Below are 14729 nucleotides of genomic sequence, written 5' to 3'. Positions count from 1 at the left end.
CCGTCAGGCGATGGCGCCGCTCTCCTTGAGCGCCGCGATGCGGTCCCAGTCGCCCCCGAGCTCGAGTATCAGTTCCTCGGTGTCGGCGGCGAATTCAGGCATCGGACTCAGCTGCAGCGGGGTCTTGTCGAACAACACCGGACTCGCGACGAGTTCGAAGCTCCCGCTGTCCGTTTCGACGGCGGCGATGGCGCCGTTGGCACGAACTTGGGGATCGGCGGCGACCTCGACGGTGTTCTGCACCACCGACCATTGACCGTCGAAGCCGTCGAGCACCTTCCGCCAATGCTCGAGTGGTCGCGCCGCGATGGCCTCTCGGATGACCTCGGCGGCCAGGGCGGCATTCCGGGCGAGGGACTCGTGGCTGGCGAACCGTTCGTCCTGGGCGAGTTCGCCGACCCCGATGCGTCGGCAGAACTCACCGAAGAAGCGGATGCCCTGCAGCATCGACAAGCCGAGGAAGCGGCCGTCGCCGGTGCGATAGAAACCAACCAGGGGATTGTTGGGCGCGACGTTCGCACCCGCGGTGTTGGACACCCATGGTTGGCCGCTCACCAGCGCGGCGTTGATCGCGACTCCCGACGCCCATACGCCCACACCGAGCAGCGAGATGTCGACGACCCTGGCATGTCCGGTCCGCTCGCGCTCGAACAACGCGGCGGAGATGCCGCCGGCGATGGTCATGCCTCCGATCGAGTCGCCGTACGCCGGACCGGGCTGCGGTACAACGCCTTCGAGATCGCTGGGTGTCGATCCCATCGCGCCCGCGGCGCGGCTCCAGAACGCGGTCATGTCGTAACCGCCGATGTCGGATTCGGTGCCGAGCGGACCGTAGGCGCTGCCACGCGCATAGATGATGTCCGGATTGACCGCGCGCACGTCCTCGACATCGATCTTCAATTTCTTGCGCGCGTCGGGTAGAAAGTTGGTGAGGAACACGTCGCTGGTGCGCGCGATCTCCATCAGCAGTTCATGGCCATCGGGGGTGGACATGTCGATGGCCACCGACCGCTTACCGCGGTTGGCGTGTTCCATCACCGGATTTCGGTCGCCCTCGATGGTGATGTGGCCGAGGTTGCGCAGCCCGCGTTGGGAATCGCCGGTACGCGGGTGCTCGATCTTGATGACGTCGGCTCCCCAGTCGGCCAGCACGGCGCCGGCTGCGGGAACAAACGTCCACTGCGCGACTTCGAGCACGCGCACGCCCTTCATCGGCGCTGGGGCACCTGATGTCATCTAAACCCTCCGAGATTGTGGCCGAGGCCATGGCACTGAACAATAGAACACTTTCTGTCTAGCTGCTATTGTCCATTGCGTGACGGGAGCGTTGTCCCACCTTCGCGTGTGTGATCTGAGTGGCCAGCTCGCGGGCGCGGGAGCCACCAAGATCCTCGCTGCGTTCGGCGCGGAGGTGATCAGGGTCGAAGATCCCGCGACCCGGGGTCTATGGGATGCGCTGCGCGGTGTCGGCCCCTACGTCGACGAACGCCGCGGCGTCAATCTCGGCGCCGGGTTCAACAACCACAACGTGGGTAAGTCGGGGGTGACGATCAACATCCGCACCGACGAAGGCAAAGGCCTGCTGCGCGAACTGATCGCCATCAGTGACGTCGTCTGCGAGAACTTCGCCGCCGGTGTCATGGCGAAACTCGGCTTCGGCTATGGCGAACTGCGACAGCTCAGGCCGGACATCATCTATGTCTCCAACTGCGGGTTCGGTCACACCGGACCCTATCGCGACTTCAAGACCTGGGGACCGATCGTTCAGGCGGTCAGCGGCTTGACGTTCACCGCGGGGCTGCCGGACACCGAACCGGCCGGTTGGGGATTCTCCTATATGGACCACGTCTCGGCGTTCTACATGACGACAGCGATCCTGGCGGCGCTGCATCACCGCGAGCGGACGGGCGAAGGCCAGCATGTCGATCTGGCGACGGTGCCCGCGGGCATCGCGATGCTGCCCACCGAGGTCCTCGACTGGACCGTCAATCGCCGTTCGACGGCGCCCGGCGGCAACAGGGCCGACTTCGACGAGATGGCGCCACACGGCATCTACCCCTGTCTGGGCGAGGACCGCTGGATCGCGATCGCATGCCGAGACGATCGCGAACTCGGGTTACTCGCGAAGGTTATCGACGAGCCGGAGTTGGCGACGGACCGTTTCGCCACGCTCGATCGGCGTCTGCAAGCCGCTGACGAACTGGACCGATTGATCGGTTCTGCGACGGCAAACCGGGATGCGGTGATGCTCGCCGACGACCTCATTGCGGTCGGAGTTCCGGCCAGCGTGGTGAAGAGCCCGCGGGAACGGATCGATGACGATCGCGATCTCGCGCAGATGAAGCTCTTCCCCGTGGTGCCCCACCCGGACATCGGTGACGTTCGCGTCGAAGGAATCCCGATGCGGTTGTCGGCGACGCCCTGGCAGATCACCTCGGCGGCACCGCGACTGGGACAACACAATCGCGAGGTGCTTTCGGGTCTGCTCGGCCACTCCGACGCCGAACTCTCCGACTGGGCACAGCGAGGTGTGATCTGAGCGCGCTGGACGACCTGCGCGTCGTCGAACTCACCGACCAGTTCACCCCCGTGGGTGGGCGGGTCCTGGCCGAGCTCGGCGCCGACGTAATCGTCGTCGAGCCACCCAACGGGTCGACGCACCGTCGCCGTCCCCCCTTTGTCGATGACGAACCGGGTGTCGACCGAAGCCTGCGTTGGTGGTCAGGCAACGTCGGGAAGCGTTCGGTGACAATCGATCTGGTATCCGATTCAGGTCGGCGGTCTCTCGAGTCGCTCATCGCCACCGCCGACATCGTGATCGCAGGCGGTGACCAGTGTGAGGGTGTCAGTTACGACGTGTGCCGTACCCGTGACGCCCGGCTGATATGGATTTCGGTCAGCGCATTCGGTCTGGGCAGTGCGCGCGCCGGACAACAGGTGACCGACCTGACGATGCTCGCAGGCGGAGGTCCGATCTGGAACTGCGGATACGACGACCGCACCGTCCCGCCGATCAGAGGTGCAGGCGATCAGTCCGCCAATATCGCCGGAATGTACTGTGCGATGGGGGCACTCGTCGCGCTCGCGCACCGCGACCACACCGGGCAGGGTCAACTGGTCGACGTCAATGTCACCGCCGCCTGCAATGTCACATGCGAGCAGACGACATACCACTGGCTGGTGAACCAGGACGTCTGCCGGCGGCAGACCGGTCGGCACGCCTATCCGACGCCCAGCTCTCCGGTGCAGGTCCGTTGCGCCGACGGTCATTACGCGACCACCGGCGTGCTTCCTCGCAAGCAGGAGGACTATGCGCGGCTGCTCGCCTGGCTTGACGAACTCAACCTCACCGAGGAATTGCCGGAAGCGGTGTTCCTCGAGATGGCAGCGGCACGGGACAAGCCGGTGGATCTCGCACTGATCGGTGCCGATGACGAGACGACGGCGATACTCAGCGCAGCCCGCGACGCCATTCGGCTCATCGCCACGCGGCTACCCGCCAAGGAGTTCTTCGTGAGCAGTCAGCGTCGCGGCTTTGCCTGCGGCGCTGTCCTACCGCCCGACGAGGCGTTCGAGGACGAGCACACCGTCGCGCGGGGATTCCACCGGCGCTTGGAGCATCCCGAATTGGGCAGGACGGTCACCTACCCGGGCACGCCGTATCTGTTCAGTGAGACGCCGACGGTTGCCGCGGCCCGACCACCGCTGTTGGGTGAACACAACGATCTCCTCGACGACCTGCTCGAACGGCGGCCATGAGCGACGGGCACCGCCTCACCCATATCGGCCTCTGCGTACGAGACATCCGACGCTCAAGGGAGTTTTACTGCGCTGCACTTGGTTTCACCGAGGTCGGAAGCATGAGGGTCGATGACGATGCCAGTGCGCAGCTGCTCGATGTTCCTGGACTGGTAGTGGATCTGGTCTACCTGCAGCGCGACGGATTCCGTGTCGAGCTGCTCGGGTACGCCGAACCCGGAACCGTCGGCGAACCGGAATGCCGGCCGATGAATCGACTCGGCTTCACCCACTTGTCCTTCCGGGTGAACGACGTCGACGGCATCGTCGACGCGATCGTCGCGCACGGGGGTCGCGTAATCCCGGAACGCTCGGTGAACTTCGGCGGCGGCAACCTCGGCGTGATGGCCACCGACCCCGACGGCAATCTGCTCGAGCTCATCGAACGCACTCCACGGCAGACAGGTGATTGAATCATGGTGCCTGCGACAAACGAGTTGGTCTATTCACCGTTCTCCAAGGCGATCTTCGACGATCCGTATCCGGTGTACCGTCGGCTGCGCGACGAGGCTCCGGTCTATCGCGATCCCGAAAACCGGTGGTGGGTGCTGTCCCGCTTCGAGGATGTCGCCGATGCCCTTCGCGACTGGCCGACGTACTCGTCGAAACTCGGGCCCGCGCCCGAGAACCCCGACGACGATGGGCGCAAGTACTCGGTCATCTCGATGGATCCACCGCGCCACGACCGGATCCGCGGTGTCCTGAAGGGGTTCTTCACGCCCAAGGCCGTCGCCGCCATGGAGGACGCTTTACGAGCGGTCGTCGACCACCACCTCGGCCGGTTGCGGCCGGGCACCACGGTCGACGCGATGGAGGCGTTTGCGTTCTCGGTCCCCACCGACGTCATCGGCGACCTGCTCGGGGTCCCGCAGTCCGACCGCGAGCAGCTTCGCGTGTGGTGGGAGGCGTTCTTGACCCGCCACGAGGGCGAGGTCGCCATGCCGGCCAGTGCGATCGAGGCCAACCGCAAGATCAGCGCCTACATCGGCGATCTCATCGAGCAGCGGCGTGAACGCCCCGGCGACGATCTGATCAGCATCGTGCTCAGCGCGACGTTCGACGATCCGGAGAGCGGCGGTGAGCGTTCGCTGACGCCGCATGAGGTCCTGATGTTCGCCAACCTGCTGTCGGCGGCGGGGTCGGAGACCACGCAGAAGCTGATCTCCAACGGTCTGGTGGCCCTGCACGAGCATCCGGAGCCGTGGCGGCGAATCGTTAACGACCACAGCCTTATTCCGACAGCGGTCAACGAGGCACTCCGATACGACACACCGAGCCATTGGGTCGCGCGCACCCTCACCCGGCCTGTGGAGAAGCACGGCGTGACCATGCAAGCCGGCGACTGGGTGCTACTCCTGCTCGGCAGCGCTAATCGCGACGAGCGCCGCTACGACGATCCCGACCGTTTCATCCTCGACCGTCCGCGCGGCACCGACGTCTATTTCGGCTGGGGCATCCACATCTGCCTCGGTCAGTGGCTGGCCCGCCGGGAAGCGCAACTGGTGTTCGAGTACGTCGCCAAGAAGTTCCCGAATTACTCCATCGGCGCCCGTGAGCGAGTCTTGACGGCGACGGTGCGCGGATATACGAGCGTGGAGATGACGCTCAGGTAGCGCCGAACACGCCGGGAGACTGCGAGTAGTCGACCGTGGACAGCTCGGTCATCCCGCCATCGACGTGCAGGACCGTTCCCGTGACGAAAGACGCGTCGTCACTCGCCAGAAACGCCACCGCGGGAGCGATCTCAGAGTCCGGATCGGCTCCGCGCTTCATCGGCGATGCCGCCGCGGTGCGGGTGTAGTTGTCCCACTCGGTGCCTATCATGTCGCGCTGAACATCGGTCAGCGCGAACGGACACAGCGCGTTGACACGAATGCCATGGCGCGCCCACTCGTTCGCGGCCACCTTGGTCAAGGCCTGAATTGCGCCTTTGGCAGCCGAATACGGTGCGGTGTAGGACATCCCGCCGAGCGCGGATCCCGACACGAAGTTGATCACCGACGCCCTACCGGAGGCCTTCAGCGCCTCGAAGGCGGTCTGCATGAACCGGAATGTCGCCTTGGGACCGGTCGCTTCCGACAGTTCCCAATCCTTGTCGGTGACCAGTTCGAGTGCCTTGGGCATGGCGAAGTACTGGGCGGCATTGACGAGGACGTCCAGCTTCCCGTCGACGGCGGCCGCGGCGGTTGCGGCCGCGATGTCCTCGCGCTTGGCCACGTTGGTCCGGACGAAGGCGGCGGTGCCACCCCCGGATTCAATGAGCCCGACGCACTCGTTCGCTTTGTCCTCGTTGAGGTCGACGATCGTCACCCGCGCACCCTCGGCGGCAAGCCTGCGGGCGATGGCCCGCCCCAAGCCCTGGGCACCACCCGTGACAAGCGCATTTCGATTCTCCAGCCGGGACAAGCCGCGCCTCCCTAGGTTGAACAGTTAAACATTATTCGTTCTATCATCCAAGATGGTATCCGAACGAGGAGGGACTGGATGCGCGTCGAAGTGGATCGCGAACTGTGCGAGTCCAACGCCGTCTGTGTGGGTATCGCGCCCGACGTGTTCGAGCTCGACGGTTGACCGCTACCGATGTACATCGGCCTGACCGACGAGCAGAAGCTCCTCAAGGACACCGCATCCGGGCTTGCGGACCAGCTGGCGACCACCGATCCGAGTGACATACCGGCCGGCGACGTCATGGCTGAGCACTGGCGTCACGTCGTCGAACTGGGCGTGCCGACGCTGCGCTCCCCCGGCCTGTGCGGCCTGGATGCCAGTGGTGTCGAGACGGTCGTCGTCATCGAGGAACTGGCACGCACTCTCTGCGCGGTACCGGTCGTCGGTCAGGCGATCCTGGCCACCGAGCTGTTACAGGCCGCCAAGGCGGAGAAACAACTGGAACTCGTCGCCGAGGGAACTCTGCGCATGGCACCGGTCCTCACCGCCGATCTGCAGCGCTTCGGTACGACGGGAACCGACGGCGTGGCCGTCGATGCCGCCGGCGCCACCCACGCCCTGGTGGCCAGCGAGTCCGGCAGCGTCCACCGCCTGCACAGCGCGCCACTGGATGCCGCCGACAAGGAGGGCCTGGACCTCACCCGGGCGCTGCGACGTATACCTGCCGACCCCGGAACGCCGGTCGGCGATCCGATCGACGAGAGCCGATGGCGACGCGTCGAGGCGCTTGCGCTGACCGCCGTGGCCGCGGATCTGCTCGGCGTCATGCAGGGCGCACTCGATGACGCGGTGCGCTACGCCCAGGACCGCGTGCAGTTCGGCGTCAAAATCGGCTCCTTTCAAGCGATTCAGCACATGCTGGCGGATGCGTTGGTCAGCGTCGAGGGGACCCGCAGCTGTGTCTGGCACGCGGCTTGGGCCATCGATCACCTGCCGCTCGAGGAAGCGCTGTTGGCCGCGATGACAGCGAAGGCGTACGCGGCGGCGGCGGGTCGTGACGTCGTCGACACAGCCGTGCAGGTGTTCGGCGGGATCGCCATCACCTGGGAGCACGTCACCCATCTACGGGTACGCCGAACGTTGTTGGATCGTCGGTTGTTCGGCGACGAGACCGCGCAGTACGAAGCCATCGCGGCGATGCGACTGGCGAATGAGGAGTTGGCGTAGCCGATGGACTTCAACGACACCCCCGAGGAAGCGGAATTCCGGGCGCGTCTCCGACAGTGGCTGCGGGAGCACAGCGCCGACGCCGCCATCCCCGACGATCCCGCGGCGCGCGCGGACGCTCAGAACGCCTGGCACCAGACGCTGTACGAAGCCGGCTACATCGGGCTGTCGTTTCCCGAAGAATACGGCGGCCACGGTCTGCCACCCATCTACGAAGCCATCCTCAACGACGAGTTGGGGCGCGCAGGTGCGCCGCCCATCGAAGGCGTCGGCCACCTCAGCAATGCGCTGCGACTGTTCGGGTCCGATGCGCAGCGCGCCGAACTGCTGCCCGCCCTGCTGTCCGGCTCGGTGCGCTGGTGCCAGGGGTTCAGCGAACCGGAAGCGGGATCGGATCTGGCGAGCCTGAAGACCAGGGCGGATCTCGTGGAGGTGGACGGTCGCCAGATGTTTCGGGTCAACGGCCGCAAGATCTGGACCAGCTTCGCCGCCGTCGCGGACTGGTGTTTCCTGTTGTGCCGCACCGAACCTGATGCGCCGAAACATCAAGGCATCTCGGTTCTCCTCGTCCCGATGTCGACGCCGGGGATTGACGTCAGACCCATCGTCAACGCCGCGCGCAACCGTGAGTTCGCCGAGGTCGCGTTCGACGACGTCGATGTTCCAGTGGAGAACCTGCTTGGTGACCGCGGTGCGGGCTGGTCGATCGCCAACCAACTGCTCGCCTATGAACGCGGACCGAGCGACATCAACTGGATCAGCAGATTGTCACGGCAACTGCGCGACCTCGAACAGCAGGTGCGCACCGGCCGGCTTGAGAACTCCCCGATGACGCGAGTGCGACTCGGTCGCGCCTACACAGAGTTGCGCGCCCTCCAGGTCAAGGTGCAGCGCTCACTGAGCGATCGACAGCGCGGAGCCCTTCCGGGCCCGGAGGGATCGATCGACAAACTGCTGATGACCCGCGCCGACCAGACTTTCGGTCACACGATGATGGACCTCACCGACAGCCGGCCCCTGCTCGCCGAGGGACTCGAGTGGGACATCTACGTATGGTCGCGGGCGGCCGGGATCTACGGCGGTACGGCGCAGATCCAGCGCAACATCGTGGCGCAACGAGTGCTGGGTCTACCGCGCCCGAAGTGACGCGTACGCCTCTTCGAGGGCGGCCAGGCGGCGAAGAGTGACCTCGTCGGCCTCGCCAGCCTCTACCTTGCCCTTGACCTCGGCGATCTCGGCAGCGAGCCGCTCGGCGGCCTCGCCGCGCGTCAGCAGGTCCTGATCGGCCCAGTCGTCGTGCGGAATGCGATCCCCGGGATCCATCGGCGCCTCCTTGCCACGGTTGAGTTCCCGCACCACTGCGCGGTATAGTCAATTGAGCAATTCTTGTCTAATTGTTCAATCAAGCCTATCAGCCGGAAGGACTGGGAACGAGCGATGCCGCTGCAACCCTCGATGAAGCTGCTCTCGGTCGATGACCACCTCATCGAACCCCCGCACGTCTGGTCCGACCGGCTGCCCAAGAAGTATCTGCACGACGGGCCGCGAATCGTGGAGTTCCCCCGGGACGGCAAGCCGCCGATGCATCAGTGGGTCTACGAGGGGCGCGCCTATCCCAACATCGGGCTCAACGCGGTCGCGGGCAAGTCCCCCGAGCAATTCGGTGTGGACCCGGTGCGGTACGACGACATGATCCCCGGCTGCTACGACCCGAAGTCCCGACTGATCGACATGGACATCGACGGTGTTCACGCGATGCTGTGCTTCCCGTCCTTCCCCCGGTTCTGCGGTACGGTTTTCCTCGAAGGCACCGACAAGGATCTGGCGCTGCTGTGCGTGCAGGCATGGAACGACTTCTCGATCGACGAATGGTGCGCCACCGATCCGGCTCGGTTCATCCCGATGATGATCACCCCGCTGTGGGATACCGGGTTGATGGTCAGGGAGATCGAACGCATGGCCGCCAAGGGTTGTCGCGCCGTGGGGCTGCCCGACAACCCGATGAATCTGGGCCTGCCGAGCTTCCACACCGCGCATTGGGATCCGGTCTGGTCCGCTCTGGAGGAGACCAACTTGACCGCGGTCATGCACTTCGGTTCCGGCGGTATGCCGCCCGCCACCGCGCCCGAGGCACCGTTCGCCGTCATGGTCACGCTGATGGGCACGACGTCGATGTCGGCGGCGGTCGAACTCGTCTTCTCCCCCGTCTTCCACAAGCACCCGAATCTGAAGGTCGCGTTCTCCGAGGGTGGCATCGGGTGGATGCCGTATCTCATCGAGCGGGCCGACTACGTCTGGCGCAAGCACAAGTACTATCAGAACATCCATCCGACGGTCGCACCGTCAGAGCTGTTCCGCCGCAACATCACCGGCTGCTTCATCGAGGACGAGGTGGGTGTCGGCCTGCGCCACCTGATCGGAATCGACAACATCACCTGGGAGTGCGACTACCCGCATTCCGACTCGTTCTGGCCGAAGAGCCGGGCCCGCGCCGAGGAGATGCTGGCCGGCGTTCCCGATGAGGACGCGCACAAGATCGTCGAACTCAACACCCGCCGTTGGTACGCGTTCCCCGAGGAGGGGTTCACGTTCTGCACGGCCGACTCCGGCTGGCGGCCCCACGGCGGCAATCCGCCGGAGTACGACTATGACGCCGTGATGTCCGACCACGGTGGCGTCGGCTACGGAGCCTTCATCCAGAACCTCGTCGACCAGATGGCCAACAAGGAGTAGCCGCGCGCACTATCGTATGCCCGCGACTCCCAACCAGTTTTCGACCATTACGAGCCGACCCGACGAGGCGAGCGTCAGATAGAGCGTCGACTCGTCGGTGCCCAGCGTCATGTTCGTGGTCATCGGATCGTCGGCCGGTATCGCGCCCAGCGATTCTCCGGCTGCGGAAAAGACCGTCACCCCGCCGGTCCCAAGGGTCGCCACCAGAATCCGTCCCGCTGAATCGACACACAGGCCGTCCGCGCCGCCGACGTTGAGCGGCCCGCCGCTCGGAACGGTCGCCAATCCCCGTGCCCGCCCGATCATTCCGGGTCCGTCGAGCTCGAACTCCCAGATCCTTCGCGTCCGCGTTTCGGCGACGTAGAGCTTCGACTCGTCGGGTGAAAGCGCCACACCGTTGGGCATCTCCAGCGGGAAGACAACCTCCCGCAGATTCCCGTCGACGGTGCCATACAACAGGCCCGTGACGTCTCGTGTGCGTCCCCTTGTCGTCCCGCCGTCGGTGACGTAGAAGCCCCCCGCCGCGTCGACACACACATCGCTCGGCCGGATAAGTGGCAACCGTTGACCGTCGTGGGTGGTGAAGTCAGTCGTGAGCGTGCCAATTCGACCGTCTGTATCGACGACCTGAAGCTGAGGTGTCAGCGGCGCGGCCGCGGGTCCGATCGGCCGGAACAGCTGTGCGGCCCCGGGAAAGCCGTAGGGCCACGGCCCCATACCGAACGTCGAGCCGCCGTTCTGGCAGACAACGAGACGGCCGTCGGGCAGCCGGGCGATCCCGTTCGGCCCACCGCCGGTGTCGGCGACCTTCTCCCTGGTGCCGTCCGGTCGCACCCGCGTGATGCACCCGCCGGCGATCTCCGACACCAGAACCGACCCATCCGCCTCCGCGATCGGGCTCTCCGGGAACGCCAGCCCGCTGGCGAGAATCACGGCTGTCCTGCCCACCACGCGTGGAACACATTGTCGGACAGTGGAATATCTCCGACACCGATCTGGCCGGCGGGCCAGTTCGCCGCCGGTTGGCGCAGCGGCGACTCGGGATGGCCAACGCCGTACCACAGACGGTGTTTGCGGTGCAGGAAGAGCCACCGGTTGTCGCGGCGCTCGTAGCGGTCGTCGTACCTGATGAGCTGCTCGACGAAGCCGTCGGCTTCGGTCTGGGCGAAACAGAGCACCCATACCTGGCCGTGGGCGCGGACGTCGTCGTCGAAATCGATCAGATGGTTTGCCACCAGGGTGACCGCGAACGGGCATCCGTCGAGGCTGTGGGTCATCAGTCGGCGCAATGCGTCGGGGCCGTCGCCGAATTCGCCGAAGCGGGCATCGGGCGAGTACAAGTCGACCATCGCGTCGACGTCTCGTGCTTCGAGCGCGGCCGCATACCGGTAAGCAAGCTGACGAATCTCGTCGCGCGCCACCCATTGCGCGACCGGATCGCGGTGAGTCATCCGCCTCCCGTCACGTTGATGTCCTGGCCGGTGATCGCCGACGCGGCATCCGAGGCCAGCCAGATGGAGACGTCCGCTACCTCGTCCGGGCGGATCAGTCGGCCCATTTTGGTCGACGCGACCAGCCTGCGTCGCACCTCGTCCGGACTCACCCCATCGGCGGCCGCCCGCCGGGCCAGGTAGTTGTCGACCAACTGACCCTCTACCGTGCCGACTACCAGGGTGTTGACCCGGATCCCGGCGGTCCCCACTTCCAGTGCCAGCGTCTGCCCCAGTGCGCTCAATGCCAACTTGGCCGCGGCGTAGTGGGCCTTGTGCGGTTGCACCGTACGCGCCGCGGCCGAGGACAGAAACTGGATATTGCCACTCCTGGCCGGAATCATCGCCTGCCGCAGCGCCTCTCGCGACAGCACCATCGGCGCGACGAGATTGGTTGCGAGGACCTCGTTCCAGTTATCGACGGTGGCTTCGGCGACCGGCTGGTCGGTGCCCGGCACCGCGGCGTTGTTGACCAGCACGTTCAGGCGTCCCCATCGCGCCACCGTCTCGGCCACCGCTTCCGCGCACTGCTTCTCGTCGCGGATGTCGGCGACCAACACGAGCGCCTCGCCGCCCGCCTCGGTGACCGCGGCGGCGGTCGCGTTGAGTTCATCGGAACGTCGCGCGACCAGCGCTACCCGCGCCCCAAGCTCCGCGTAGCGACGCGCCAGGACACGGCCGATGCCGCCGCTGGCACCGGTGACCAGCGCGACGGTATCAGCGAAGTCCACGCGGAGCGGGCTCATGATGCCTCCAGTGTGGTCGCTGCCGTTCGACGGCGGCGTATCCGGATATTACGACAGCACACTGTCTGTACTATTGTCCAGTGACTGAACGCGACATGGACCGTGTCGTAGAGGACTGGATTTCGGCGAATATCGGAACGGTGTGCGCCATCGAACGCCACCAGCGTTGGCGGCCCGCATGGTTCGTCACCGCGGACAGCGGCGATCGGGAGGTCGGCCTCTACGTCCGGGGAGATCGCGAGGGGTTCGGCTTCGCCACCGTCGCCGCGGAGGCAGAGATACTTCGGGTGCTGGAGGCGCATCAGATCCCCGTCCCCCACGTACACGGGGACATCAGCGAGGCTGGTTCTCCGGCAATGGCGATCGTGATGGACTCGTTGCCGGGAGCACCGAATCCATGCCTCGCCGACAATGCTGACGGCGTCGACGCGGTCATGGACTCGTATGTCGACGCGCTCGTGCGCGCCCACTCCATCGACCCGGCGGCGTTCGCCGCTGCGGGCCTGCGCATTCCCGACAGTCCACGTGCGCTCGCCCTCGATTATTTCGAGACATTCGTGACCCGCTATCGGGACTTTAAGCAGCGCCCGGAACCGCTGCTGGAGTTCGCGATCGGATGGCTGCGGCGTAACGCCCCGGACCACCGGTCGACCCCGTCGTTCGTTCTCGGCGACACCGGGCAGTACATGTATGCCGACGGCCGGATCACCGGTCTGATCGATGTCGAACTCGCCCACATCGGCGACGTCTCCCATGATCTCGCGGGTCTGCGATTACGCAATGTAACGGAGCCGATGGGCGACCTCGGCCGGGTACTGCGGCGCTACGAGGCGGTCTCGGGAACACCGCTGGACCGGGCCGCGATTGAGTTCCATACCGCCAAGTTCGCGCTCTGCACGCCGCTCGGTGTCGCGATCGTTCTGCACCTGGACTTACCGCTGGCCGACATCGTCCAATACATCGAGTGGTTCCTCTTGTTATCGCTGCACGCGATCGAATCGATCGCCCGGCAGGCCGACGTCGAGTTGTCGGCTGTCTCGTTACCCGAGCCAGCGCCCACGCCCTACCCCGGCGCGATCGCCGGCCTGGCCACCATGGTGGAGTCACTCGAAGTGCCGCCCGGCATCGCCGAGTACCAGCGGTCCGCTGTGGCGAAGGTTGCGCGATTCTGTCACCGCGTCAGCGAGTACGCGCACGCCGTCGACGCCGCCGACCTCGATGACATTGCCGATCTGCTCGGCAGTCGACCCGCCGACCGCGCGGAGGGCGACAAAGTCCTCGAGGAGTTCGTCCGCACAGCGGAACCGCATCATGACTCCGCATTGATTGCGCTGCTGCACCGTCGGGTGATGCGCCAACTCCTGCTCATGGAACCGCTACTCACCGGCGGTCGGATCGGACACGTGACACCACTGAGCGAGCTGCTCGACTAAATGGTCAGCATGACACAACGCATACCCGCTCAATGCCGCCACAGTTAGGAGATGTTGTGACAACCACCGGACTTTCGCTCCCCCGGATCCTCGCCGGCGTCGCGGCGACCGCGTGCGGTCTCGCACATTTCGTGTGGCCGGCGAAATTCGAACCAGTCAACCGTCAACTCGGCTTCACCCGCAACACCCGCACCCACGTGTATGTCAATGGTGGAATCGAAACGGCCCTGGGTTTGACGCTGATGAGCCGCAGAACCCGCACGATCAACATCGCGCTGTCGGTGACTTACCCGATCTACCTGATGCTGAACGCATTACGCGCCAACAGGGTAGCCATCAGGCAGCGGTGAGCCTGACAGCCAGTCGCGTGGGCCCGCGCAATGAGCTGTGATGCGACCATGTGGTGTCGCCGACAGCGTCGATTCGGGATACCCGCGACACGAGTTCGCGAAGGACGGCCTGTGCCTCCATCCTGGCGAGCGGTGCGCCCAGACACATGTGCGCACCGTAGCCGAACGCGATGTGCATCCGCGGATTTCGGTCCGCGCGGTACCGGCCGGGCTCCTCGAATGCCAGTGGGTCGCGGTTGGCCGCTCCGAACAGCAATAGCACCCGAGATCCTTTGGGTATCGTCACGCCGGCGATTTCGTAGTCGGCACGCGTGTACCGGTAGAGGTTCTGGATCGGCGTCGTCACGCGCAACTGCTCCTCGACCGCCATCGGAATGAGGTCGGGGTCGGCGCGAATCATGTCGTACTGGTCGGGGTTGCGCGCCAGCGTGTCGAACATGCCGCCGAGCAGGTTGGTGGTTGTCTCGTTGCCCGCGATCAGCAGGTGGATGGCGATGAGGAACAGTTGCTCGTCGGTCAGGGTGCCGTCGCTGTTGTGTTCGAGCAGCCGACCCACGACGGTGT

The 14729-nt window shown here is 65.5% G+C and carries 16 protein-coding genes and 1 pseudogene; 10 read left to right on the top strand and 7 right to left on the bottom strand.

What is annotated here, in order from left to right; translation table 11 throughout:
* Positions 1 to 3: 3 nt before the first annotated feature.
* Positions 4 to 1236 carry a CaiB/BaiF CoA transferase family protein gene (locus A5650_RS01980; protein WP_231992468.1) on the bottom strand — a complete coding sequence of 411 codons (1233 nt, stop codon included), beginning with the start codon at positions 1234 to 1236 and terminating at the stop codon, positions 4 to 6.
* A 79-nt stretch (positions 1237 to 1315) separates the two neighbouring features.
* Here A5650_RS01980 and A5650_RS01975 point away from each other — a divergent pair, with 79 nt between their 5' ends.
* From A5650_RS01975 to A5650_RS01960, 4 genes are read left to right on the top strand one after another with little or no spacing between them, the layout of a single operon-like run.
* Positions 1316 to 2539 (top strand): CaiB/BaiF CoA transferase family protein, encoded by a 1224-nt coding sequence (locus A5650_RS01975; protein ID WP_067285745.1) that lies wholly within the window; start codon positions 1316 to 1318, stop codon positions 2537 to 2539.
* Positions 2515 to 3759, top strand: coding sequence for a CoA transferase (locus tag A5650_RS01970; protein ID WP_353615180.1), 1245 nt, complete (start codon positions 2515 to 2517; stop codon positions 3757 to 3759). The genes A5650_RS01975 and A5650_RS01970 overlap by 25 nt, the downstream gene beginning before the upstream one ends.
* A complete protein-coding gene (locus A5650_RS01965; protein ID WP_067082168.1) occupies positions 3756 to 4211 on the top strand; it encodes a VOC family protein in 456 nt (151 codons plus the stop codon). Before A5650_RS01970 ends, A5650_RS01965 begins: the two co-directional genes overlap by 4 nt.
* 3 nt (positions 4212 to 4214) lie before the next feature.
* Positions 4215 to 5411, top strand: coding sequence for a cytochrome P450 (locus tag A5650_RS01960; RefSeq protein WP_067285737.1), 1197 nt, complete (start codon positions 4215 to 4217; stop codon positions 5409 to 5411).
* On the opposite strand, the gene A5650_RS01955 is transcribed toward A5650_RS01960, so the two are convergent.
* Entirely contained in the window at positions 5404 to 6204 is an 801-nt protein-coding gene (locus A5650_RS01955; protein WP_067285736.1) for an SDR family NAD(P)-dependent oxidoreductase, read from the bottom strand. The genes A5650_RS01960 and A5650_RS01955 overlap by 8 nt on opposite strands.
* A 78-nt stretch (positions 6205 to 6282) precedes the next feature.
* Between A5650_RS01955 and A5650_RS01950 the strand changes: the two are divergent.
* The 3 genes and pseudogenes from A5650_RS01950 to A5650_RS01940 form a co-directional block, all read left to right on the top strand.
* Positions 6283 to 6363: pseudogene (locus A5650_RS01950) on the top strand (ferredoxin); the annotation flags it as partial.
* A 15-nt stretch (positions 6364 to 6378) separates the two neighbouring features.
* Positions 6379 to 7413: an acyl-CoA dehydrogenase family protein gene (locus tag A5650_RS01945; RefSeq protein ID WP_067285735.1), complete on the top strand. Its 1035-nt coding sequence runs from the start codon at positions 6379 to 6381 to the stop codon at positions 7411 to 7413.
* A 3-nt stretch (positions 7414 to 7416) separates the two neighbouring features.
* A complete protein-coding gene (locus A5650_RS01940) occupies positions 7417 to 8559 on the top strand; it encodes an acyl-CoA dehydrogenase family protein (RefSeq protein WP_067082156.1) in 1143 nt (380 codons plus the stop codon).
* Here A5650_RS01940 and A5650_RS01935 read toward each other — a convergent pair.
* On the bottom strand, positions 8542 to 8736 hold the full coding sequence (locus tag A5650_RS01935; RefSeq protein WP_067082288.1) for a hypothetical protein: 195 nt from the start codon (positions 8734 to 8736) through the stop codon (positions 8542 to 8544). The genes A5650_RS01940 and A5650_RS01935 overlap by 18 nt on opposite strands.
* A gap of 114 nt (positions 8737 to 8850) precedes the next feature.
* Here A5650_RS01935 and A5650_RS01930 point away from each other — a divergent pair, with 114 nt between their 5' ends.
* A complete protein-coding gene (locus A5650_RS01930; RefSeq protein WP_067285734.1) occupies positions 8851 to 10146 on the top strand; it encodes an amidohydrolase family protein in 1296 nt (431 codons plus the stop codon).
* A gap of 9 nt (positions 10147 to 10155) precedes the next feature.
* On the opposite strand, the gene A5650_RS01925 is transcribed toward A5650_RS01930, so the two are convergent.
* Genes A5650_RS01925 through A5650_RS01915 form a run of 3 tightly spaced genes read right to left on the bottom strand, consistent with a single transcriptional unit; the run spans position 10156 to position 12382 of the window.
* The gene (locus A5650_RS01925; RefSeq protein ID WP_231967323.1) at positions 10156 to 11094 is read right to left on the bottom strand and encodes an SMP-30/gluconolactonase/LRE family protein; all 939 of its coding nucleotides are present in this window, start codon (positions 11092 to 11094) and stop codon (positions 10156 to 10158) included.
* Positions 11076 to 11597: a nuclear transport factor 2 family protein gene (locus A5650_RS01920; RefSeq protein WP_067285733.1), complete on the bottom strand. Its 522-nt coding sequence runs from the start codon at positions 11595 to 11597 to the stop codon at positions 11076 to 11078. Before A5650_RS01920 ends, A5650_RS01925 begins: the two co-directional genes overlap by 19 nt.
* A complete protein-coding gene (locus A5650_RS01915) occupies positions 11594 to 12382 on the bottom strand; it encodes an SDR family NAD(P)-dependent oxidoreductase (RefSeq protein WP_067285729.1) in 789 nt (262 codons plus the stop codon). The genes A5650_RS01920 and A5650_RS01915 overlap by 4 nt, the downstream gene beginning before the upstream one ends.
* Positions 12383 to 12462: 80 nt before the next feature.
* Here A5650_RS01915 and A5650_RS01910 point away from each other — a divergent pair, with 80 nt between their 5' ends.
* On the top strand, positions 12463 to 13815 hold the full coding sequence (locus A5650_RS01910) for a phosphotransferase (RefSeq protein WP_067285727.1): 1353 nt from the start codon (positions 12463 to 12465) through the stop codon (positions 13813 to 13815).
* A 56-nt stretch (positions 13816 to 13871) separates the two neighbouring features.
* Positions 13872 to 14165: a hypothetical protein gene (locus A5650_RS01905; RefSeq protein WP_067285726.1), complete on the top strand. Its 294-nt coding sequence runs from the start codon at positions 13872 to 13874 to the stop codon at positions 14163 to 14165.
* Here A5650_RS01905 and A5650_RS01900 read toward each other — a convergent pair.
* The coding region (locus tag A5650_RS01900; RefSeq protein WP_156743971.1) for a cytochrome P450 at positions 14152 to 14729 on the bottom strand (578 nt) is incomplete at its 5' end. The genes A5650_RS01905 and A5650_RS01900 overlap by 14 nt on opposite strands.

It is taken from the genome of Mycobacterium sp. 1164985.4 (genome assembly GCF_001668575.1).
GTDB lineage: Bacteria > Actinomycetota > Actinomycetes > Mycobacteriales > Mycobacteriaceae > Mycobacterium.
This window is presented reverse-complemented; position numbering and strand designations above follow the sequence as displayed.